This is a genomic window from Agromyces chromiiresistens (assembly GCF_029167465.1).
Lineage (GTDB): Bacteria > Actinomycetota > Actinomycetes > Actinomycetales > Microbacteriaceae > Agromyces > Agromyces chromiiresistens.
The window spans coordinates 182,025-201,996 of record NZ_JARFNL010000006.1 but is presented as its reverse complement, the minus strand read 5'-3'; the positions used below and the strand labels follow the sequence as shown (position 1 = coordinate 201,996).

Sequence of the window (19,972 nt, the reverse complement as noted above, 5' to 3'; positions counted from 1 at the left end):
GGGATGACGCGGGCGATGCCGCCGAACGGAACGAGTCTACGCCGGGCAACCTGAGCGCCCGGGCAGACGACAGGGCGATCGGCGGAAACGCCGATCGCCCTGTCGTCGAATGCGTCTGCGTCAGACGAGGCTGCGCAGCACGTACTGCAGGATGCCGCCGTTGCGGTAGTAGTCGGCCTCACCCGGCGTGTCGATGCGGACGACCGCGTCGAACTCGACGGTCGCCTTGCCGGGCGCCGAGTGCTCGCTCGGCGATGCGACGACGTGCACCGTCTTCGGGGTGGTGCCCTCGTTGAGCTGCTCGAGACCCGTGATCGAGACGATCTCGGTGCCGTCGAGGCCGAGCGACGCCCAGCTCTCGCCCGCCGGGAACTGCAGCGGAACGACGCCCATGCCGATCAGGTTCGAGCGGTGGATCCGCTCGAAGCTCTCGGTGATGACCGCCTTGACCCCGAGCAGGCTCGTGCCCTTGGCCGCCCAGTCGCGCGACGAACCCGAGCCGTACTCCTTGCCGCCGAAGATGACGAGCGGAGTGCCCTGCGCCTGGTAGTTCTGCGATGCGTCGTAGATGAACGACTGCGGACCGCCGGCCTGCGTGAAGTCGCGGGTGTAGCCGCCCTCGACGCCGTCGAGGAGCTGGTTCTTCAGGCGGATGTTCGCGAACGTGCCGCGGATCATCACCTCGTGGTTGCCACGGCGCGAGCCGTACGAGTTGAAGTCCTTGCGGTCGACGCCGTGCTCGGTGAGGTAGCGGCCCGCCGGGCTGTCGGCCTTGATCGAACCGGCCGGCGAGATGTGGTCGGTGGTGACCGAGTCGCCGAGCTTCGCGAGCACGCGCGCGCCCGAGATGTCGGTGACCGGGGTCGTCTCCATCGTCATGCCGTCGAAGTACGGGGGCTTGCGAACGTAGGTCGACGCCTCGTTCCACTCGAACACCGCACCGGTCGGCGTCTCGAGGTTGCGCCAGCGCTCGTCGCCCTCGAACACGCTCGCGTACTGGTGCACGAACATGTCCTTGTTGATCGAGTTGTCGATCGTCTCCTGCACCTCGGCCGCGTCGGGCCAGATGTCCTTCAGGAAGACGTCGTTGCCCTCGGTGTCCTTGCCGAGCGCGTCGACCTCGAAGTCGAAGTTCATCGAACCCGCGAGGGCGTACGCGATCACGAGCGGCGGCGACGCGAGGTAGTTCATCTTCACGTCGGGGTTGATGCGGCCCTCGAAGTTGCGGTTGCCGGAGAGCACCGCGGTGACTGCGAGGTCGGACTCGTTGACCGCCGTCGAGATCTCATCGATCAGCGGACCCGAGTTGCCGATGCAGGTCGTGCATCCGTACCCGACGGTGTAGAAGCCCAGCGCCTCGAGGTCGTCGGTCAGGCCGGCCTTCTCGTAGTAGTCGGTGACGACCTTCGACCCGGGCGCGAGCGTGGTCTTCACCCACGGCTTCGCCTTCAGGCCCTTCTTCGCCGCGTTGCGGGCCAGCAGGCCGGCCGCGAGCATGACCGACGGGTTCGAGGTGTTCGTGCACGAGGTGATCGCGGCGATCGCGACCGCACCGTGGTCGAGCGTGAACTTCTCGCCGTCGGCGAGCGTCACCGGAGTCGGGTTCGACGCCGTGGCGGGCGCGTGGCTCGCGTGGTGGTGCTCGTGGTGGCTGTGCTCGTCTTCGGGCGAGTTGCCGGGCGGGTCGGACGCGGGGAACGACTCGGCGATCTCGAGATCGACGAGGTCGTGGTCGACCGTGGCGTAGTTCAGGAGGTCCTGCTCGAAGGCCGTCTTCGAGTTCGACAGCTCGATGCGGTCCTGCGGACGCTTCGGACCCGCGATGGAGGGAACGACCGTCGAGAGGTCGAGCTCCATGTACTCGCTGAAGGCGGGCTCGTTGTCGGCGTCGTGCCAGAGCTTCTGAGCCTTCGAGTAGGCCTCGACGAGCGCGATCTGCTCGTCGCTGCGGCCGGTGAGGCGCAGGTAGTCGAGCGTGACGTCGTCGATCGGGAACATCGCGGCGGTCGAGCCGAACTCGGGGCTCATGTTGCCGATGGTCGCGCGGTTCGCGAGCGGCACCGAGGCGACGCCCGACCCGTAGAACTCGACGAACTTGCCGACGACGCCGTGCTTGCGCAGCATGTCGGTGATCGTCAGCACGACGTCGGTCGCGGTGACACCGGTGGGGATCGAACCGGAGAGCTTGAAGCCGACGACCTTCGGGATGAGCATCGACACGGGCTGGCCGAGCATCGCGGCCTCGGCCTCGATGCCGCCCACGCCCCAGCCGAGCACGCCGAGGCCGTTGACCATCGTCGTGTGCGAGTCGGTGCCGACGCAGGTGTCGGGGTACGCGCGGAGGACGCCGTCGACGGTGCGGGTGAAGGTGACCTTCGCGAGGTGCTCGATGTTCACCTGGTGCACGATGCCGGTGCCCGGCGGGACGACCTTGAAGTCGTCGAACGCCGTCTGGCCCCAGCGGAGGAACTGGTACCGCTCGCCGTTGCGCTCGTACTCGATCTCGACGTTGCGCTCGAGGGCGTTCTCGGTGCCGAAGAGGTCGGCGATGACGGAGTGGTCGATGACCATCTCGGCCGGAGCGAGCGGGTTGATCTTGTCGGGGTCTCCCCCGAGGGCGACGACCGCCTCGCGCATGGTGGCGAGGTCGACGATGCACGGCACGCCCGTGAAGTCCTGCATGACCACGCGCGCGGGCGTGAACTGGATCTCGGTGTCGGGCTCGGCCGTCGGCACCCACGAGCCGAGCGCCTCGATCTGCTCCTTGGTGACGTTCGCGCCGTCCTCGGTGCGCAGCAGGTTCTCGAGGAGCACCTTCAGGCTGAACGGCAGCTTCTCGTGCCCCGGCACGGTGTCGAGCCGGAAGATCTCGTAGGACTTGTCACCGACGTGGAGCGTGTCCTTCGCCCCGAAACTGTTCACTGCAGACACGATGTCCTCTCCTTCGCGGATGACGCCCGGCACGCGGGCGACTCTCCATCTTCTCCGTCAGACAGGGGGCCGATCCAGCAAGGGTAACCTAAGCCGTTCGCCCGCCGACAGGCTTCGCACGGTGTGCGGATTTATCTTGACGTCGAGATAACTGTATCACTCGGCCGATCGATGTGCCGACGGGTAGACGGCACGTACGACAAGCCACGAGAAGATGAGCGCGAGGGCGTAGAGCGGGACCCCCATGAGCAGCCTGAACGCACCGAGCGCCTCGACGTTGTCGACCAGGTAGAAGGGCACCTGGACGGCGAGCCGGGCGACGAAGAGGCCGATCCAGACGAGCGTCAGGAACTGTGCTGCGCGATACTTGCGGCGGTCGTTGCGCCAGGCGACGCCCTCGCCCATGAGGAATCCGACGATGAGCCCGATCGCCGGCCACCTCACGAGCAGCGACACGAGCAGCGCGAGCGCATAGGCGGCATTCGTGAAGAAGCCGAGCACGTAGTTGTCGCGCGCGTTGCCCGTCCACAGTGCGAGCGCAGCGGACGCGAGCACGCCGATGAGGCCGGCGATCGCCTGCGTGGGCTGACCCTTCGTCGCGATGCGGACGAGCGTGAAGACGACGGCCAGCCCGACCGACGCGATGAGGGCGGGAACCAGGGCCGCCTGGGCGTCCTGGCCGGCGAAGCTCGTGAGCGTGCTGTAGACGATGAGGAAGACGAGCCCGGGCAGCAAGGCCTCGAGGATGCCTCGCACCCCGCCGACGGCGACGAGCAGGTCGCGACCGCTCAGCTTCTCGTCGCGTGCGAGGGCGCCGAGCCCGCTCTTCTCGGCCGCGGCCGCGAAGGCCCGGCCGAACTCACCGCCGTCCGCCCCGGCCTGCGCCGAGGCATCCTGCTCGTGCTCGTCGGGGTCGCGGCGCCCTGCGCCCGTCGCGTCGGTCACGCCTACGCCGTCGGAGCGCCGGTGGAGGATGCCGGCATCCGCAGCGGAATCAGGTCGCGCGGCGGCATCGGCGTCGCCCCGCGGACGACGACGATCGAACGGAAGAGGTCCTCGACCTGCGCGGCAGCGGCGGGGTCGACCGCCGCCTGGCCCGCGATCACACCGCGCAGGAACCAGCGCGGTCCGTCGACGCCGATGAAGCGCGCCAGGCGCATCTGGCCCTGCTGCGCCTCGCCCGCCGCGACCGGGATCTGCGCGAGGAGCTCAGGGCCGAACGTGCCCTCGCGCACCGTCGTCGTGCCGCCCTGGCGGGCGATCTGGTCGGCGATCTGCGCACGGATCTCGTGCCAGAGCCCACTCGAGCGCGGCGCGGCGAACGGCTGGACCTGCAGGGTCGAGTTCGCGTAGTCGAGCCCGATCGCGACGACGCGCTTCGTGCCCTCCTCCACCTCGAGGCGGAGGTGCAGGCCCTCGCGCGGAAGGATCTTCACGCCGCCGAGGTCGACGTAGGGGCGCACGGGATTCGCCTCGGCCTCGTCGAGCGGACCCGCGCTCGCGCGGTCTTCGGGGGCGGACTTGGGCTGATCGACGGGAGCCCCGTCGGTGTTCTCGATGTCGCTCACGCGTTCACTCCTGACTTGTGCTCCCCGAATCCCGTGGAGCCGAATCCCCCCTCGCCGCGCAGGCTGCCCGGCAGTCGCTCGACCTCGACGAAGCGTGCGCGGCTGACCGGCATCACGACCATCTGTGCGATGCGGTCGCCCACCGCGATGGCGTACGACTCGCTCGTGTCGGTGTTGAGCAGTGCGACCTTGATCTCGCCGCGATAGCCGGCGTCGACGGTGCCCGGTGCGTTCACGATCGTGATGCCGTGCTTGAACGCGAGCCCGGATCGCGGCACCACGAAGGCGACGTAGCCGTCGGGCAGGGCGATCGAGACGCCGGTGCCGACCGTCGCGCGCTCACCGGGCTCGAGGACGACGGCCTCGGCGGCGTGGAGGTCTGCGCCGGCATCACCCGGGTGGGCGTAGTTCGGCAGGCGCTCGGCGGTGATGAGGACGTCGACGGAATCGGTCACCGTTCGAGGGTAGTCCAGAAGTGTCGGAGGCTCGTGCAGAAGTCTGATCTGATAGAGCCATGCCCGACTATCGCGAGAAACTGTGGCCGACGCCGTGGATCTACCTCTCGAGCCTGCTGCTCGTGCCCGCGAGCATCCTCGTGCTCGCACCGGTGTCGATGCCGGCCGGAATCGCCACCGGCATCATCCTCTATGCCGCGGTCGCCGGCGCCCTGAGCATCACGGCACCCGTCATCGAGGTCAGGAGCGGACGCCTGCACGCAGGGCGTGCCGAGATCTCGCTCGAACTGCTCGGCGAGGCCGTCGCGGCCGACGATGCCGCTGCTCGCATCGAACGGGGCACCGGGCTCGACGCCCGCGCCTTCCTCGTGATCCGGGGCTGGATCCGACCGGTCGTGCGCGTGCCCGTCATCGACCCGGCCGACCCGACGCCGTACTGGCTGGTCTCGACGCGGCATCCCAAAGAACTGGCCGCCGCGATCAACGGATCGCGACGGCCTGACGACACTGAGCGGAGCGCTTAGGAGGCGCACTCCAGGCAGATCGGCCCGAGCTTCGTCTCGTGGTCGATCTGCGAGCGGTGCTTCACGAGGAAGCAGTTCACGCACGTGAACTCATCGGCCTGCGGAGGCAGCACGACGACGTCGAGCTCGACATCCGACAGGTCGGCACCCGAGAGGTCGAAACCTCCGGGGTTGTCGGCGTCATCGACGTCGACCACACCCGACATCTTGTCGGGGACGCGTTCCTTGAGGGCCTCGATCGACTCCGAGTCGTCTTCGGTCTTCCGCGGGGCGTCGTAATCCGTTGCCATTCCCATCCATTTCCTCAAGCGCCGGAGATTCGGCGGCCATAGTCTGCATCAAAACGAGGACGTAAGCAAACCCTTTGTACGGCGGATCGTCCGATGCTTCCTGCTCAACTTCCGCCGCGCCCGGGCTATTCCCGCGAGCACCGGTCCGGGCGTGGCATCCTTGGGCGGAGACGAAAGCACGGAAGGGCTTGTCGCGATGCAGGAACTCAAGGTAATCGGGGTCGAGAACGGCGCGCTCCTCGCCGCCTCCGACGATGGCGCGCGCTTCCGGATCGAGATCGACGAAGTGCTCCAATCGCGGATCCGCCAGGCGCAGCCGGAGCAGCTCACCGGACCGAAGCCGTCGCCACGCGAGGTGCAGGCCCATATCAGGGGCGGCATGTCGGCCGAGGAGGTCGCCCAGCTCACGGGCGCCGCAGTCGAGTACATCCGTCGCTTCGAGGGGCCGGTGATGGCCGAACGCGAACACGTCGTGACGTCCGCCCTCGCCGTGCCCGTGAACGTGACCCTCGACGTCGACCCCGCCGACGAGCCCGCCTCGTTCGGCGGCGTGATCCGCGACCGGCTCGCGAAGCTCGGCGCCGAGGGCGAGCGATGGGCGAGCTGGAAGGACGACGAGCGCGGCTGGATCGTCAAGCTCGAATTCACCGCCGACACCATCGACCACGACGCGCGCTGGACCTTCGAGCCGCGCAAGCAGTCGCTGCAGCCGCTCAATTCCGAGGCGATCACGCTCTCGCAGCAGGGCGAGCTCAAGGGCGGCCTGATTCCGCGCCTGCGCGCCGTCGGCCCCGACTCCGACGAGTCGCGCTTCGACAGCGGCGCCTTCACGTTCGACGAGATCGAGCAGAGCGACAACGACACCGCCCCGCACCTCGAGCCGCTTCCGTACGCACGCACGGCCCAGACCTCGAGCCCCGCGGCGGCGCGCGCCGCGATCAAGCGAGCCGACGAACCCAAGCCGTCGCTCGGCGAGACCGCCGACCTCCTCGAGGCACTCCGCCGTCGGCGCGGCGAGCGCGAGTCGGCGACGCTCGACGCTCCCGCTCCCCTGCAGCCCGCGACGCTCGACGTGCCCAGCGAGCCGTCACCGGCCACTGAGACGCTGAGCGAACCCGCCGCCGAGGAGAAGCCGGGCGCCGGCGCCCGAAGCCTGTGGGGCAAGGTCTCGTCGTCGTCGTCCTCGACGTCGGGATCGGGGCGCGCAGCCAAGAAGGGCCGCGCATCGATGCCGAGCTGGGACGAGATCGTCTTCGGCGCCCGCACCGACGACGATCTGGCCTGACGCCGCCCACGACCGCACGAGGCCCGGTTCACCGAACGGTGACCGGGCCTCTTCCGTCGTCGAGCGGCTACGCCGACTTCTCGGCGCGACGCGCCTTGTGCGGCACGATCGTCGGCGCGGCATTGTCGAGCACCGCGGCCTTGGTGACCACGACTCGGGCGACCCCGGTCGACGAGGGGACCTCGAACATGATCGGCCCGAGCACCTCCTCCATGATGGCGCGCAGGCCTCGCGCACCGGTCTGACGGAGAACAGCGAGGTCGGCGATCGCCTCGAGCGCCGCGTCTTCGAAGTCCAGCTCGACGCCGTCGAGCTGGAACATGCGCTGGTACTGCTTCACGAGTGCGTTCTTCGGCTCGGTGAGGATCTCCATGAGCGCCTCGCGATCGAGCGGCGTGACCGTCGCGACGACGGGCAGGCGACCGATGAACTCGGGGATGAGGCCGAACTTGTGCAGGTCTTCGGGGAGGACCTCGCTGAAGATGTCGGCCTCCTCCTCTTTATTGTGCAGGGGGGCGCCGAACCCGATGCCGCGCTTGCCCGCACGCGAGGAGATGATGTCCTCGAGCCCGGCGAACGCACCAGCGACGATGAACAGCACGTTCGTCGTGTCGATCTGGATGAACTCCTGATGCGGGTGCTTGCGTCCGCCCTGCGGCGGGACGGAGGCGACGGTGCCCTCGAGGATCTTCAGCAGCGCCTGCTGCACGCCTTCGCCGGACACGTCCCTCGTGATGGACGGGTTCTCGGCCTTACGGGCGATCTTGTCGACCTCGTCGATGTAGATGATGCCCGTCTCGGCGCGCTTGACGTCGTAGTCGGCGGCCTGGATGAGCTTCAGCAGGATGTTCTCGACGTCCTCGCCCACGTAGCCGGCCTCGGTCAGGGCGGTGGCGTCGGCGACGGCGAACGGCACGTTCAACTGCTTCGCGAGCGTCTGCGCGAGATAGGTCTTGCCGCATCCGGTCGGACCGATGAGCAGGATGTTCGACTTCGCGATCTCCACGTCGTCGTGGGCGCGGTCGGCGGTCGTCAGCGTCGTCTTCGCGCGCACGCGCTTGTAGTGGTTGTAGACCGCGACGGCGAGCGCCTTCTTCGCGGCCTCCTGGCCGATCACGTACTCCTCGAGGAAGCCGAAGATCTCCTTCGGCTTCGGCAGCTCGAACTCGCCCGTCTCGGTCTCGCCGGCCTCGGCCAGGCGCTCCTCGATGATCTCGTTGCAGAGTTCGACGCACTCGTCGCAGATGTAGACGCCGGGCCCGGCGATGAGCTGCTGCACCTGCTTCTGGCTCTTTCCGCAGAAGGAGCACTTGAGCAGGTCGGCGCTCTCCCCGATGCGTGCCATCGCACCCTCCTCTCGACGAGCCTGTTCCGAGCCTAGCCCGAGTTCGAGCGGTTGCGGCGTAGCCTGTGCGATTCGACACGCGAGCCGTTTCGCCGGTCGCGAACCGCGCCGGAATCAGAACGACGGATGCCTCGGCCGAGTGTTCGGCCGAGGCATCCGTGCGTGCTGCAAGCGGTCAGCGCGTGATCGCCGGCAGGTTCTTGCGCGACGTGAGCACCTGGTCGATGAGGCCGTATTCGAGGGACTCCTCGGCCGACAGGATCTTGTCGCGGTCGATGTCGTCGTGCACCTGCTGCTGGTCGCGGTTCGAGTGACGCGCGAGCGTCTCTTCGAGCCAGGTGCGCATGCGCAGGATCTCCGCGGCCTGGATCTCGATGTCGCTCGCCTGGCCGTGACCCGCCTCGCCCATCGCGGGCTGGTGGATGAGCACGCGCGCGTTCGGCAGCGCGAGGCGCTTGCCGGGCGTGCCTGCGGCGGCGATGACGGCCGCCGCCGAGGCGGCCTGACCGAGGACGACGGTCTGGATCTGCGGGCGGATGTACTGCATCGTGTCGTAGATCGCCGTCATCGCGGTGAACGAGCCGCCGGGCGAGTTGATGTAGAGGATGATGTCGCGGTCGGGGTCCATCGACTCGAGCACCAGGAGCTGCGCCATGATGTCGTCGGCCGAGGCGTCGTCGACCTGCACGCCGAGGAAGATGATGCGATCCTCGAAGAGCTTGGCGTAGGGGTCTTGCCGCTTGTAGCCGTAGGCGGTGCGCTCCTCGAAGCTCGGCAGGATGTACCGCGAGCCGGGCGCCTGCACGCCGTTGAAGGCGGTGCCGCCGAAAGCAGGGCCACCGATAGTAGGTACTGACATTCGCTCGTTCTCTCTTCTCTCGCTGCCTACGCCTGGGTTCCGCCGCCGCCGGCCACGTCGAGGGCCGACTCGCGGATGTGGTCGACGAAGCCGTACTCGAGGGCCTCCTGCGCGTTGAACCAGCGGTCGCGGTCGCCGTCGGCGTTGATCTGCTCGACGGTCTTGCCGGTCTGCGCGGCGGTGATCTCGGCGAGGCGGCGCTTCATGTCGAGGATGAGCTGCGCCTGGGTCTGGATGTCGCTCGCGGTGCCGCCGAAGCCGCCGTGCGGCTGGTGCAGGAGGACGCGGGCGTTCGGGGTGATGTACCGCTTGCCCTTGGTGCCGGCGGTGAGCAGGAGCTGCCCCATCGACGCGGCCATGCCGATGCCGACGGTGACGATGTCGTTGGGCACGAACTGCATGGTGTCGTAGATCGCCATGCCGGCCGTGATCGAGCCACCGGGCGAGTTGATGTAGAGGTAGATGTCCTTCTTGGCATCTTCCGCGGCGAGCAGCAGCAGCTTCGCCGCGATCTCGTTGGCGTTCTCGTCGCGCACCTCGGAGCCAAGCCAGATGATGCGGTCCTTCAGCAGTCGATCGAAAACACCGGTGCCTGGTGTCGGTTCGGCCATGTGTCGCTCCGTTTCGGTTGTCGCGTTGGAATCGAATCTATCCGTTGCAACGCGCGCGAACCCCGGTGTTCGCCCTAGGCGGATGCCGTGAGCGCCTCCGCGTATGCGGCGACCGACACGCGATAGCGGGCGAGGTGCGGCGCGAGCGCCGTGAGCGCGACGGATGCCGCGTGGCGGGCGTCGCCCGTATCGACGAGCGCGAGCACGCGGAACGCCGCGACGGCGTCCCGGAGCTCTCCTGCCTCGGACTCGATCGCGTCGAGCAGCGCGAGCGACTCCAGCGGCCGGCCGAGGTTGCGCAGCGTCGATGCGAGCTGCACGTGCGCCTGCACGCGCTCGGATCCAGTCAGGCCCGCGTCGATCGCGTGTCGGTAGAGCGGTTCGGCCTCGGCCTCCAGCCCGGCCGAGTCGCGGGCGCCGGCCCGCTCGAAGAGCGCGAGCGGATCGTGCTCGTCCCGTTCGGCGGCCAGCGCGTCGATGCGCTCGACGACCTCGAGCTCGCCGAGCTCGTCGGCCGCCGCCCAGACCTCGTCGACCCGACGCTGCCACTCGCTCGCTTCGCTCATCCCATCCTCTTTCCTCGTCCGCCGGTCGTGGAGACGACGAAGGGGCCGAGCGAGAACGCTCGGCCCCTTCGCACTGCGATGCAGGATTACTCCGCGTCGGCCTTCTTCGGCGCGCGCTTGCGAGCCGGCTTCTTCTCCTCGGCCGGGGCCTCGGCCGCCTCCTCGGCGGGAGCCTCTGCCGCGGCCTTCTTCGGCGCGCGCTTCTTCGCGGCGGGCTTCTTCTCCTCGGCGGGGGCCTCGACGGCCTCCTCGGCCTCGTCGTCGCCGGCGACGGCGGTGAACTCGGAGAGGTCGACGGCGTTGCCCGAGGCATCCGTCACCTTCGCCTTGCCGAGCGCGATCGCGAGCGCCTTGTTGCGCGCGACCTCGCCGACCATGGCGGGGATCTGGCCCTGCTGGCTGAGGATCTGGACGAACTCGTTGGGGTCCATGCCGTACTGGGCTGCGCCCTGCACGAGGTACTGGGTGAGCTCCTCCTGGCTGACCTGGACCTTCTCGGCCTCCGCGATCGCGTCGAGCAGGATCTGCGTCTTGAACGCCTTCTCGCTCGCCTCGGCGACCTCGGCGCGGTGCTCGTCGTCCTCGAGGCGGTTCTCGCTCTCGAGGTGGCGGTGCACCTCGTCGTCGATGACGCCCTGGGCGACGGGGACCTCGACGAGCTCGAGGAGCTTGTCGACGAGCAGGTCGCGGGCCTGGTTGCCCTGGCCGAAGACCTTGTTGCGTCCGGCCTGCTCCTTGAGCGAGTCCTTCAGCTCGGCGAGGGTGTCGAACTCGCTCGCGATCTGCGCGAAGTCGTCGTCGGCCTCGGGGAGCTCGCGCTCCTTCACGGCGGTGACGGTGACGCTGATCTCGGCGGTCTCGCCCTCGTGGTCGCCGCCGAGCAGCTTCGACGAGAAGGTGGTCGACTCGTCGGCCGACAGGGTGTCGAGCGCCTCGTCGATGCCCTCGAGCAGTTCGCCCGAGCCGAGCTCGTACGAGATGCCGCTGGCCTTGTCGACCTCGGCGCCGTCGATCGTCGCGACGAGGTCGAGGGTGACGAAGTCGCCGGTCTTGGCCGGGCGGTCGACCGTGATGAGCGTGCCGAAGCGGCTGCGCAGGCGCTCGAGCTCGGCCTCGACCTCGTCGTCGCCGACCTCGACGGAGTCGACCGTCAGCTCGAGGCCGTCGTATGCGGGAAGCTCGATCTCGGGACGCACGTCGACCTCGATGGCGAGCAGCAGGTCGCCGGAGAAGTCCTTCTCGCTCGGCCACTCGACGATGTCGGCCTCGGGGCGGCCCATCGGGCGCAGCTCGTGCTCGGCGACGGCGGCGCGGTAGAAGCCGTCGAGGCCCTCGTTCACCGCGTGCTCGAGCACGGCGGCCTTGCCGACCCGCTGGTCGATGATGGGGGGCGGCACCTTGCCCTTGCGGAAGCCGGGCACGTTGACCTGCTCGGCGATGTGGCTGTAGGCGTGGGTGATGCTGGGCTTCAGCTCCTCGGGCGTCACCGAGATGGTGAGCTTGGCGCGCGTCGGGCTCAGCTTCTCAACCGAAGTGGTCGGCATGGGGAAGTTCTCCTGTTGTGTGGAAGTTCGTGTCGAGTCGGATCGACTCGTCGGGGCGACAGGATTCGAACCTGCGACCTCCCGCTCCCAAAGCGGGCGCTCTACCAAGCTGAGCTACGCCCCGAGTCGCGACTCAACTCGTCGGACCATCGGCGCGGGCATGCCGAAGCACACGTCGGGCCGAGGGACCCCGGAAAGTCTACTGCACGCGCGCAGGCCGGCGCTGTGCGCTCCGTCGACCTGCGGTTGTGGATGGCGCGTGCACACCGTCGAACCGCCATGGCAGAGTGTGCGCATGACCGACCGCCGCTCCGCCGGGCCAATCTCCCCCGGACTCCGTCGCTGGCCGACCTCGCCCGCGCACTTCACCGACACGACGCTCTGCCCGTCGTGCTTCGAGCGCCTCGCGTCATCGCACTGCGGGATGTGCGGCCTCGACCTGTCGACTCCCGACGCGACGCGACTGCTCGCCGCAGGAGAACGGGTGCGCGAGGCGGAGACCGCCCGTCAGCGGTTGCTCGCCGAGGTCGGCGCGGCTCAGGCGGCGACCCTCGTCGCACCGGTTTCGGCGTCGACCGCGGTCGTCGCCCGGCCCGCGCCGGCCGCGCCCCCGTCGCAGCCGATCGTCATGCCGGTGGCCCAGCCGGTGCCTGGCACGGTGCCGGCCGAGCACGTCGTCGCGCGGCCCGCACCGCCCGCCGTCTCGCCGTCGCCCGTCGCGGCCACCGCGGACCGGCAGCCGTCGTCGCCGCTCGCGCCCGTCGTGGGCGATGCCCCCCGCCGCCGGTCGGGCGTGCAGGTCTTCCTGCTCGCGCTCGGCGTCGTGCTCATCTCGATCACCGCGATCGTGTTCCTCTTCGTGGCCTACCTCGTGGCCGGCCTGGAGGTGCGGTCCGTCATCATCGCCGCCGCGAGCGTGCTCGTGCTCGGTGTCGCCTGGCTGTTGCGGGCGCGCCGTCTGCCGGGCACGGCCGAGGGTGTCGCCGCGGTCGCGGTGGTCCTGCTGCTGCTGGACGTCTGGATCGTGCGCGCGAACGGACTCTTCGGGACGGACGCGCTCGGTTCGGCCGGCTACACGGGCGGCGCCCTCCTCGTCGTCGCCGGCCTCCTCGCCCTCACCCGCGTCGTCACCGGGATCCGCGTGCCCGGGTTCGCCGCAGCGGCGCTGATCCCGGTCGCCGCGTTCCTGCTCGGCGTCCAGGCCGCGCCCGAGACCGAGGTCGCGACCGGTGCGTGGGTCGGCGGACTCGCGATGACCCTCGTCGGCGCTGTCGGCGTGCTGGTGCCGACGCGCGTCGAGCGCACGATCCTGCTCTCGGGCGGGTTCGCGGGCGGTGCGCTGGCGTTCGTCGTCGCGGTCTGGGCGCTGCCCGAGGCAGCGTGGCCCGAGCTGTGGACCTTCGGACTCGTCGCGGTCGCCTGGCTGGTCGTGCTGGCCGCCCTGCGCATGCGCGCTGCGGCGGTCTCGGGGGTGTGGACCGACGTCGCCGCGGCGGGCCTCGGCCTCGCTGCGGCGATCGCGCCCGCCGCGGCCATCGCGTCGGAGCTTCCGGCCGGCCCCGCGAGTTGGCTCGCTCCCGCGGCGTCCGGGGCCGTCGTGTGCCTGTTCGCACTCGTCCACCGGCTCAGCGGGGCGCGCGCATGGCTCGTGGCACTGGTCGCCGCGGCCGCGGTCGCCGCTGCGGCCGCGCTTCCCGGTCTCGCCGTAGGCGCGGCCGCGGTGGGGGCGAAGGTGTTCGGCAGCACCCTGCCGACCGGCCCGTTCCGCGCCGGATCGTCGTTCCGCCTCGACGACGAGGCCGAACTCGGTGCGGTGCTCGTGCCGCTCGTGATCGCCGTCGTCAGCACCGCGGTGCTTGCCCTCCTCGGCCGGCTCCGCGGCGTCGCCGCCGTGCCCATCGGTGCCGTGCTGGCAGCGCTGATCGTCGTCGGCGCCGTCGTCGACCCGGCGTGGGCGTCGGCCGCCGTCTGGCTCGCCATCGCGGTCGGAGCACTGGTCTGGGCCGCGCTCGCGGGACGCCGGGTGCCCGGCCTCACGACCGTGCTCGCGGTCGCCGGGGCGTCCGCCGCCGGACTCGGCTGGTGGCTCGGCTTCGGTGATCCCGGCGTCTGGCCGTGGGCGAGCGCCGTCGTCATCGCGGCGGCGTTCGCGGGACGGGTGCTCGCCGCCCTCATCTGGTCGAGGGGCGCCCGGCCGATCGGGCTCGTCCACGTCGTGCTCGCGAGCGCGCTGCTCGTCACGACGCTCGGCTCGTTCGCCTGGTGGCTCGACGCCGTCGGCGTGCCCCTCGCGCAGCCCGTGACGACCGGATGGATCATCGCGGGCCTCGGCACCTCGCTCCTGCTCGGCCTCGCGATGCTCGTCGCGGTCGCCACGCCCGGCGACCGGCTCGCCTTCGCGATTCCGATGCTGGCCACGGCGATCATCTCCGTGGCGGCACTCGCATTCACGACGACGGATGCGTCGTGGCGGTGGACGCCTGCGGCGGTCCTGACCCTCGCTGCGGCCGTGGGGCTCCGTCGGTCGGCACCGTCAGGGCTCAGGATCGTGTTCGCCGCGGTCGCGCCGCTCAGCCTGGGCGTCGCCGTCGCGCTGATCACCCTCGAGCTCGCCGGATCCCGGGCGATCGGGTACGCCCTGGCCGCGACGACGCTCGCGACCGCGGCGATCGCGCACCTCGTGGCGCGCCACCGCGCCGGCGCGGCGACCATCGCCTGGGTGGCCGCCGTCGCCCTGCTCGGCACCGCGACGCTCGCGATGACGACCGCGCCCGCCGGCGAGCCCTGGCTCGTCCTCGCGGTCCTGGCACCGGTGCCGATCGTGCTCGCCGCCATCGCCGGCGACCCGATCGCGGGCGATGCGCCGTGGCGCCACGTCGGCTGGCTGACGCCGGCGCTCGCGATCGGCTCGGTGTGGGCCTGGCTCCTCGGCGACGGCGTCGAGACGGCCGAGGCCTACACGCTTCCGCTCGCGGTCGTCGTCGCCGGGTGCGGCACGCTGATCGCGTGGCGGCGCCCCGCGAAGGCTGCGGCGGACGCCGGCAGGACGGCGCTGTTCGGCACGGCCGCGGCGATCGCGGTGCTGCCGAGCGTGGCGTCGGCCGGCGACTCGGCGCTCCGCACCCTCGTGCTCGTCGGTGGCGGCGCCGTGGTCGCGATCGCGGGCGGGTTCCTGCCGACGTCCCTCGGCGGGGTCCCGGCACGGCTCCTCGTCGTCGCGACGGGCTGGACGGCGCTGAGCGGCGCCGCGATCGTTCGCGGGCTCGCACTCGCCCGCGGCGTCGAGGGCGCCGACCCGATCGAGCTGTGGCCCGCCGTGGCGCTCGCCGCCGGCGTCGTCGTCGCCCTGGTCTGGGCCCGCTCGGAGTCGCGGCCCGCGTGGCTCGCCGAGGTGTCACTGGCGGCGTCGCTCGTGCTCGCCGTACTGCCCACGCTCCTCGCGATCGTCTCCGATGAGCACCCGCTCGCCCGCACGGCCGTGCTCTTCTGGGCCGTCGCCGTGGCGCACGTCGTCGGCGTCGCGGTCCGTGCCAGGCCCGTCGCCGGCCCGGTGTTCGCGTGGACGACGCGCGGCATCCTCGTGATCGGCGGCGTCATCGTGCTGGCTCGCGGGAGTGTCGAGCCGTTCGACCTCGTCACCGTGCCGGTCGGCCTCGCGTTCACGGTCGCAGGAGTGCTCGCCATGCGCCGCTCCCCCGCGCTCGGCAGCTGGCCGGCGCTCGGCGCCGGGCTCGCCGTCCTGCTCGTGCCACCGCTTGTCGCCGACTTCACGGACCCGCAGTTGTGGCGCGTCGTCGCGCTCGGCGTCGCGAGCCTGACCGTGCTCGTCGTCGGCGTCGTGCGCCGGCTCCAGGCACCCGTGCTGATCGGCGGCGGCGTGCTGCTCGTCCACGCCGTCGTGCAGCTGTGGCCGTACATCGCGACGCTCTACGAGGCGGTGTGGTGGTGGCTGTGGCTCGGCATCGCCGGTGTGCTCCTCGTCGTGCTCGCGGCGACGTACGAGCGGCAGCTGCGGTTCGCCCGCTCGACGATCGGCTCGATCGCGGCGCTCAGGTAGGCGCCCACGTGCACGGGCGGGCCGCCGCCGTGTACTACGATGATCCATGGCCCGCGAGCGGGTCGCGGGGATGTAGCTCAATGGTAGAGCCTCAGTCTTCCAAACTGATTACGCGGGTTCGATTCCCGTCATCCCCTCCGAGCGCAACGAGAACGGCCCCGCGACACCGTCGCGGGGCCGTTCTGGTATCTCCGGCTCAGTACCGTTCTCCTGCTCAGTACTTGTTGCCGATCGCCTTGTTCTTGATCGCCTCGAACTCGCCCTGCGTGATCGTGCCCGCGTCGAGCAGCGCCTTCGCCTTCGCGATCTCGTCGGCGGGATTCGCGAACGAGACCGAGCGGATGTACTCCTCGCTGTACTCCTGGTACTCGCGTTGCTTGCGCCCCGCACGCTCCGCCATGCCGTTGCCGCGCGCGATCAGGTACACGAGCGCGGTGATGAACGGCACGAAGATCAGGAAGATCGTCCAGGCCGCCTTGGCCCACCCGTTCAGCTCGTGGTCGCGGAAGATGTCGATGAGGATGTAGACGAGCGCGAAGATGTACGCCACGTAGGCGAACATCCAGAAGAGGAACCAGAACCAGTCCCACACGCTGTTGAGGAAGTACATGGCAGACCCTTTCGTTCGTGCGGCCAAATTATCGGTTCGACGGCACGGAACGCGAGCATGACGCGCGGCACTGCGCCGCGACATCCGGTCATTGTCGGCCATGCCGTGTCAGGAAGCCAGCCCTGCCTACCCTTCCTTGAAATACCGGGGCAGGTGCGTAGCGTTGAGGAGGACATACTCCAGGGAAGGTGGACACGATGACCGACATCCAGACCGCACCGAAGACCGGCTCGAACGCCGACGTCGCCGCAGGCGTCGCCCAGTACCTCACCCCCGTCGTGCATGAGCTCGTCGCCCTCGTCGTCAACGGCAAGCAGGCGCACTGGCACGTTCGCGGCGCGAACTTCATCGCCGTGCACGAACTGCTCGACGACGTCGTCGCCCACGCGCAGGAGTGGGCCGACCTCGCGGCCGAACGCGTCGTCGCCCTCGGGCTGCCGATCGACGGGCGCCTCGGGACCGTCGCCGCGAAGAGCGGCGCCAAGGACCCGAAGCTCGGCTTCCTCTCGTACGAGGAGGCGATCACGGGCGTCGTGACCCAGATCGACCTCGCGACCGAGAAGGTCAACGCCGCGATCGACGGGCTCGCCGACCTCGACCCCGCCAGCCAGGACGTGGTGATCGAGATCCGTCGCGGCCTCGACAAGGACCGCTGGTTCCTCTTCTCGCACATCGCCGTCGAGTAGGCGACTCCCGACGGGCTGACGGGCCCGGATGCCGCACGCCGGGCGCCCCGGTGGCCCGGCGTCCGGGCCCGAGCCGTCTCCGACGCGGCAGCGGGCGGGATTTCACGCGGTTCGCACGAACCGCACGTGCCGCGGGTGCGCGAGAATCGTCCCAGGGCCCGAAACCGACCGGGCGGCACGACGGAAGGGGATGCGACGATGGCGAGCACAGAGGCAGCCTCGAACCGGCATCGGGAGCGCAAGACGCCCAAGCGCCCTCAGTCGAAGCTCGCCGAGCACTGGACCAACGTCGACGGCCTCGACGTCTTCTACCGGGAGTCGCCGGCGCCGCCGCCCGGCGCTCCCGTCGTCATGCACGTGCACGGGTTCGGGCTGTCGGGGCATTACCTGCTGCCCACCGCCGAACTCCTCGCCGACGACTTCCACACGCTCGTGCCCGACCTGCCGGGTTTCGGGCGCAGCGCACGGCGCTCGCGCTCGGAAGGCCTCACCCTGGGCTCGCTCGCAGAGGCGGCCGCCAGGTTCCTCGACGACCGCGGCATCGAGAAGGCCACCCTCGTGGGCAACTCGATGGGCTGCCCGGTGATCTGCGAGTTCGGCCACCACTTCCCCGACCGTCTCGAGCGGGCGATCCTCGTCTCGCCGGCCGGCGGCTACCACAACCAGCCCCTCGCCCGCGCGATGGTGCAGCTCGCGCGCGACGGCGGCCGCGAGCCGAAGCGCATGGTGCGCGTCGCCGCACCCGACTACCTGAAGTTCGGCGTCGCGAGCACCGTCAAGATGTTCGGCGCACTGACCCGGTACCCCACGCTCGAGCGCCTCCTCTCGCTGCCGGTGCCGATCCTGGCCGTCATCGGCGACCGCGACCCGCTCATGCCCGACCCGGCGCGCGTGCACGAGGTCGTCGCCCATGTCGACACCGACGTGATCGTCGTCGTGATGGAGGGCGCGGCGCACGCCATCAATTTCAGCCACCCCGGCGAGCTCGCGCACATCATCCGGCAGTTCATGGCCGATGAGCCGATCACCGACGACCCCGACTCCCCCGGCGAGACCAAGGTCATCGAGCTGCATCGAGGCGCGCGCCGCGACGACTCCGACGACTGAACACGCCGCGATGATGGCGGGCCGCCCGGCCCGGGTGGAGAATGCCGATATGGCGACGGTCGAACCCGAGCCCGAGCCGTCGACCCACGGCGACACCGCATCGTTGAGCGATGCGCAGCGATCGCTGCGCGCGCAGATGCTCGCGACCGAGCACTGGAGCCTGCTCGCATCGAGGAGCACCACGCAGAGCGAGGTGCTCACCCGCATCGCGATCTTCCTCACCCTCGTGTCGGCGGGACTCGTCTCGCTCGGCGTGCTCGGCAACGCGACCGGCTTCCGCGGGTGGTTCGGCGCGGCCGCCCTCGGGGTGCTCGCACTGCTGGTGCTGCTCGGGGTGATCACCCAGCTGCGGGTGTTCAACACGGCGACCGAGGACCTCGTCTACGTCCTCGCGATGAACCGCCTCCGCCGGGCGTACGTGGATCTCGACCCCGGCATCGAGCCCTATCTCATGACCGGTACGACCGACGACGAGGCCGGCGCGAAGACGACCTACTTCCCGTTCGCGGCGCGCGATCGTTCGCAGGTGTTCGCGAGCTCGATGATGGTCATGCTCGTGGTGAACACGGCGCTCGTCGGCCTCTTCATCGGCGCGCTGGTCTTCGCTGCGACCGGGTCGATCGCGTGGTCGATCGCCCTCGGCGCGCTCGCCGCCGTCGCCCAGTTCGTGCTCTGGATGCTACGGGGCTATCGCAGCTATCGCGGAGTGTTCGCCGCCCACGCACCGCTGCGGGGCACGACGCGGTGAGCGTTCAGCGCTGCAGCCAGGTGAGCACCGCGAGGACGCGCCGGTGATCGGTGCCCGAATCCTCGAGGCCGAGCTTCTGAAAGATCGACGTCACGTTCTTCTCGACCGCGCCGACCCCGATGAAGAGCTGCTTCGCGATGCCGGCATTCGTGCGGCCCTCGGCCATGAGCTCCATGACCTCCCGCTCGCGCGGGGTCAGGGTGGCGAGCGGGTCGCTGCGCCGGGCGAGCAGTTCGCGCACGACCTGGGGGTCGAGCACCGTGCCGCCCTCGCTGACCCGTTCGACCGCGTCCTCGAGTTCGTCGAGGGAGGCCACCCGGTCTTTCAGCAGGTAGCCCATGCCCCCCTCGCCCGACGAGAGGAGCTCGTGCGCGTACGTGCCCTCGACGTACTGGCTGAGCAGCAGCACGCCGAGTCCGGGGCGGCGCTTGCGCAGCTCGATCGCCGCGCGAACGCCCTCGTCGCGGAACGTGGGCGGCATGCGCACGTCGAGCACGGCGAGGTCGGGATCCGTCTCGTCGATCGCGGCGAGCAGGGAGTCGGCTTCGCCGTAGGCGGCGACCGTCTCGAAGCCGGCCTCGTCGAAGAGGCGCACGAGCCCCTCGCGCAGGAGCACCGAGTCTTCGGCGAGGACGATGCGGAGGGGCCGGGCCGAGTCGGTCATGCCCCCCACATTATCGGGGGCGGACGACCCGGGGCGGGCGTGCGCCGGGGCGGGGTCTTGCCCCTCCGTCGCCGCTCGAACGCCCCGGTGCCGTCGTCGCTCGACCGCCGGCGCGGCTCGCG

The 19,972-nt window shown here is 70.2% G+C and carries 18 protein-coding genes and 2 tRNA genes; 7 read left to right on the top strand and 13 right to left on the bottom strand.

Annotated elements, in window-relative coordinates:
• Positions 1 to 120 precede the first annotated feature (120 nt).
• From acnA to dut, 4 genes are all read right to left on the bottom strand, one after another.
• Positions 121 to 2,931: an aconitate hydratase AcnA gene (gene acnA / locus PX701_RS16195; protein ID WP_275506897.1), complete on the bottom strand. Its 2,811-nt coding sequence runs from the start codon at positions 2,929 to 2,931 to the stop codon at positions 121 to 123.
• A 156-nt stretch (positions 2,932 to 3,087) separates the two neighbouring features.
• Positions 3,088 to 3,876 (bottom strand): DUF3159 domain-containing protein, encoded by a 789-nt coding sequence (locus PX701_RS16190; protein ID WP_275506896.1) that lies wholly within the window; start codon positions 3,874 to 3,876, stop codon positions 3,088 to 3,090.
• A 2-nt stretch (positions 3,877 to 3,878) separates the two neighbouring features.
• Positions 3,879 to 4,499, bottom strand: a complete 621-nt coding sequence (locus PX701_RS16185; protein ID WP_231430849.1) for a DUF3710 domain-containing protein — start codon at positions 4,497 to 4,499, stop codon at positions 3,879 to 3,881.
• On the bottom strand, positions 4,496 to 4,954 hold the full coding sequence (dut, locus tag PX701_RS16180; RefSeq protein ID WP_231430848.1) for a dUTP diphosphatase: 459 nt from the start codon (positions 4,952 to 4,954) through the stop codon (positions 4,496 to 4,498). The genes PX701_RS16185 and dut overlap by 4 nt, the downstream gene beginning before the upstream one ends.
• A gap of 59 nt (positions 4,955 to 5,013) precedes the next feature.
• Here dut and PX701_RS16175 point away from each other — a divergent pair, with 59 nt between their 5' ends.
• Positions 5,014 to 5,478 carry a DUF3093 domain-containing protein gene (locus PX701_RS16175; protein WP_231430847.1) on the top strand — a complete coding sequence of 155 codons (465 nt, stop codon included), beginning with the start codon at positions 5,014 to 5,016 and terminating at the stop codon, positions 5,476 to 5,478.
• On the opposite strand, the gene PX701_RS16170 is transcribed toward PX701_RS16175, so the two are convergent.
• Positions 5,475 to 5,768, bottom strand: coding sequence for a DUF4193 domain-containing protein (locus PX701_RS16170; RefSeq protein ID WP_026378289.1), 294 nt, complete (start codon positions 5,766 to 5,768; stop codon positions 5,475 to 5,477). The two genes, PX701_RS16175 and PX701_RS16170, sit on opposite strands and share 4 nt — an antisense overlap.
• Before the next feature lie 196 nt (positions 5,769 to 5,964).
• Here PX701_RS16170 and sepH point away from each other — a divergent pair, with 196 nt between their 5' ends.
• A complete protein-coding gene (sepH, locus tag PX701_RS16165) occupies positions 5,965 to 7,053 on the top strand; it encodes a septation protein SepH (RefSeq protein WP_275506895.1) in 1,089 nt (362 codons plus the stop codon).
• Positions 7,054 to 7,120: 67 nt separating this feature from the next.
• Here the strand turns inward: sepH and clpX are convergent, their stop codons facing one another.
• From clpX to PX701_RS16135, 6 genes are all read right to left on the bottom strand, one after another.
• Positions 7,121 to 8,398: an ATP-dependent Clp protease ATP-binding subunit ClpX gene (gene clpX / locus PX701_RS16160; RefSeq protein ID WP_231430845.1), complete on the bottom strand. Its 1,278-nt coding sequence runs from the start codon at positions 8,396 to 8,398 to the stop codon at positions 7,121 to 7,123.
• Between the two features lie 175 nt (positions 8,399 to 8,573).
• Complete coding sequence (locus tag PX701_RS16155; protein WP_231430844.1) at positions 8,574 to 9,257, bottom strand: ATP-dependent Clp protease proteolytic subunit; 684 nt, start codon at positions 9,255 to 9,257, stop codon at positions 8,574 to 8,576.
• A 26-nt stretch (positions 9,258 to 9,283) separates the two neighbouring features.
• Positions 9,284 to 9,868 carry an ATP-dependent Clp protease proteolytic subunit gene (locus PX701_RS16150; protein ID WP_231430843.1) on the bottom strand — a complete coding sequence of 195 codons (585 nt, stop codon included), beginning with the start codon at positions 9,866 to 9,868 and terminating at the stop codon, positions 9,284 to 9,286.
• Positions 9,869 to 9,942: 74 nt separating this feature from the next.
• On the bottom strand, positions 9,943 to 10,434 hold the full coding sequence (locus tag PX701_RS16145; RefSeq protein WP_231430842.1) for a tetratricopeptide repeat protein: 492 nt from the start codon (positions 10,432 to 10,434) through the stop codon (positions 9,943 to 9,945).
• An 86-nt stretch (positions 10,435 to 10,520) separates the two neighbouring features.
• Complete coding sequence (tig, locus tag PX701_RS16140) at positions 10,521 to 11,978, bottom strand: trigger factor (RefSeq protein ID WP_275506894.1); 1,458 nt, start codon at positions 11,976 to 11,978, stop codon at positions 10,521 to 10,523.
• Between the two features lie 50 nt (positions 11,979 to 12,028).
• Positions 12,029 to 12,102 (bottom strand) — tRNA-Pro (locus tag PX701_RS16135).
• Positions 12,103 to 12,273: 171 nt separating this feature from the next.
• On the opposite strand from PX701_RS16135, the gene PX701_RS16130 reads away from it, so the two are divergent.
• Entirely contained in the window at positions 12,274 to 16,035 is a 3,762-nt protein-coding gene (locus PX701_RS16130) for an SCO7613 C-terminal domain-containing membrane protein (RefSeq protein ID WP_275506893.1), read from the top strand.
• Between the two features lie 66 nt (positions 16,036 to 16,101).
• Positions 16,102 to 16,172 (top strand) — tRNA-Gly (locus PX701_RS16125).
• Between the two features lie 77 nt (positions 16,173 to 16,249).
• Here PX701_RS16125 and PX701_RS16120 read toward each other — a convergent pair.
• A complete protein-coding gene (locus tag PX701_RS16120; RefSeq protein ID WP_231430839.1) occupies positions 16,250 to 16,645 on the bottom strand; it encodes an SHOCT domain-containing protein in 396 nt (131 codons plus the stop codon).
• Positions 16,646 to 16,842: 197 nt separating this feature from the next.
• Between PX701_RS16120 and PX701_RS16115 the strand changes: the two genes are divergently transcribed.
• The 3 genes from PX701_RS16115 to PX701_RS16105 all read left to right on the top strand — a co-directional run bounded on the left by PX701_RS16115 (position 16,843) and on the right by PX701_RS16105 (position 19,186).
• Complete coding sequence (locus PX701_RS16115; RefSeq protein WP_231430838.1) at positions 16,843 to 17,331, top strand: Dps family protein; 489 nt, start codon at positions 16,843 to 16,845, stop codon at positions 17,329 to 17,331.
• 198 nt (positions 17,332 to 17,529) lie between these two features.
• Positions 17,530 to 18,438, top strand: coding sequence for an alpha/beta fold hydrolase (locus PX701_RS16110; protein WP_275506892.1), 909 nt, complete (start codon positions 17,530 to 17,532; stop codon positions 18,436 to 18,438).
• 49 nt (positions 18,439 to 18,487) lie between these two features.
• On the top strand, positions 18,488 to 19,186 hold the full coding sequence (locus PX701_RS16105) for a hypothetical protein (RefSeq protein WP_231430836.1): 699 nt from the start codon (positions 18,488 to 18,490) through the stop codon (positions 19,184 to 19,186).
• A 4-nt stretch (positions 19,187 to 19,190) separates the two neighbouring features.
• Here PX701_RS16105 and PX701_RS16100 read toward each other — a convergent pair whose 3' ends face one another.
• The gene (locus tag PX701_RS16100; protein ID WP_231430835.1) at positions 19,191 to 19,850 is read right to left on the bottom strand and encodes a response regulator transcription factor; all 660 of its coding nucleotides are present in this window, start codon (positions 19,848 to 19,850) and stop codon (positions 19,191 to 19,193) included.
• Positions 19,851 to 19,972: the final 122 nt, after the last annotated feature.

Bases quoted from the DNA above. Each gene is read 5' to 3' on its own strand.
- clpX (WP_231430845.1), bottom strand. From the start codon at position 8,398: ATGGCACGCATCGGGGAGAGCGCCGACCTGCTCAAGTGCTCCTTCTGC.
- PX701_RS16155 (WP_231430844.1), bottom strand. From the start codon at position 9,257: ATGTCAGTACCTACTATCGGTGGCCCTGCTTTCGGCGGCACCGCCTTC.
- PX701_RS16130 (WP_275506893.1), top strand. From the start codon at position 12,274: ATGACCGACCGCCGCTCCGCCGGGCCAATCTCCCCCGGACTCCGTCGC.
- PX701_RS16175 (WP_231430847.1), top strand. From the start codon at position 5,014: ATGCCCGACTATCGCGAGAAACTGTGGCCGACGCCGTGGATCTACCTC.
- PX701_RS16150 (WP_231430843.1), bottom strand. From the start codon at position 9,868: ATGGCCGAACCGACACCAGGCACCGGTGTTTTCGATCGACTGCTGAAG.
- PX701_RS16110 (WP_275506892.1), top strand. From the start codon at position 17,530: ATGGCGAGCACAGAGGCAGCCTCGAACCGGCATCGGGAGCGCAAGACG.
- PX701_RS16120 (WP_231430839.1), bottom strand. From the start codon at position 16,645: ATGTACTTCCTCAACAGCGTGTGGGACTGGTTCTGGTTCCTCTTCTGG.
- sepH (WP_275506895.1), top strand. From the start codon at position 5,965: ATGCAGGAACTCAAGGTAATCGGGGTCGAGAACGGCGCGCTCCTCGCC.
- PX701_RS16115 (WP_231430838.1), top strand. From the start codon at position 16,843: ATGACCGACATCCAGACCGCACCGAAGACCGGCTCGAACGCCGACGTC.
- PX701_RS16100 (WP_231430835.1), bottom strand. From the start codon at position 19,850: ATGACCGACTCGGCCCGGCCCCTCCGCATCGTCCTCGCCGAAGACTCG.
- PX701_RS16145 (WP_231430842.1), bottom strand. From the start codon at position 10,434: ATGAGCGAAGCGAGCGAGTGGCAGCGTCGGGTCGACGAGGTCTGGGCG.
- tig (WP_275506894.1), bottom strand. From the start codon at position 11,978: ATGCCGACCACTTCGGTTGAGAAGCTGAGCCCGACGCGCGCCAAGCTC.
- PX701_RS16170 (WP_026378289.1), bottom strand. From the start codon at position 5,768: ATGGCAACGGATTACGACGCCCCGCGGAAGACCGAAGACGACTCGGAG.
- PX701_RS16105 (WP_231430836.1), top strand. From the start codon at position 18,488: ATGGCGACGGTCGAACCCGAGCCCGAGCCGTCGACCCACGGCGACACC.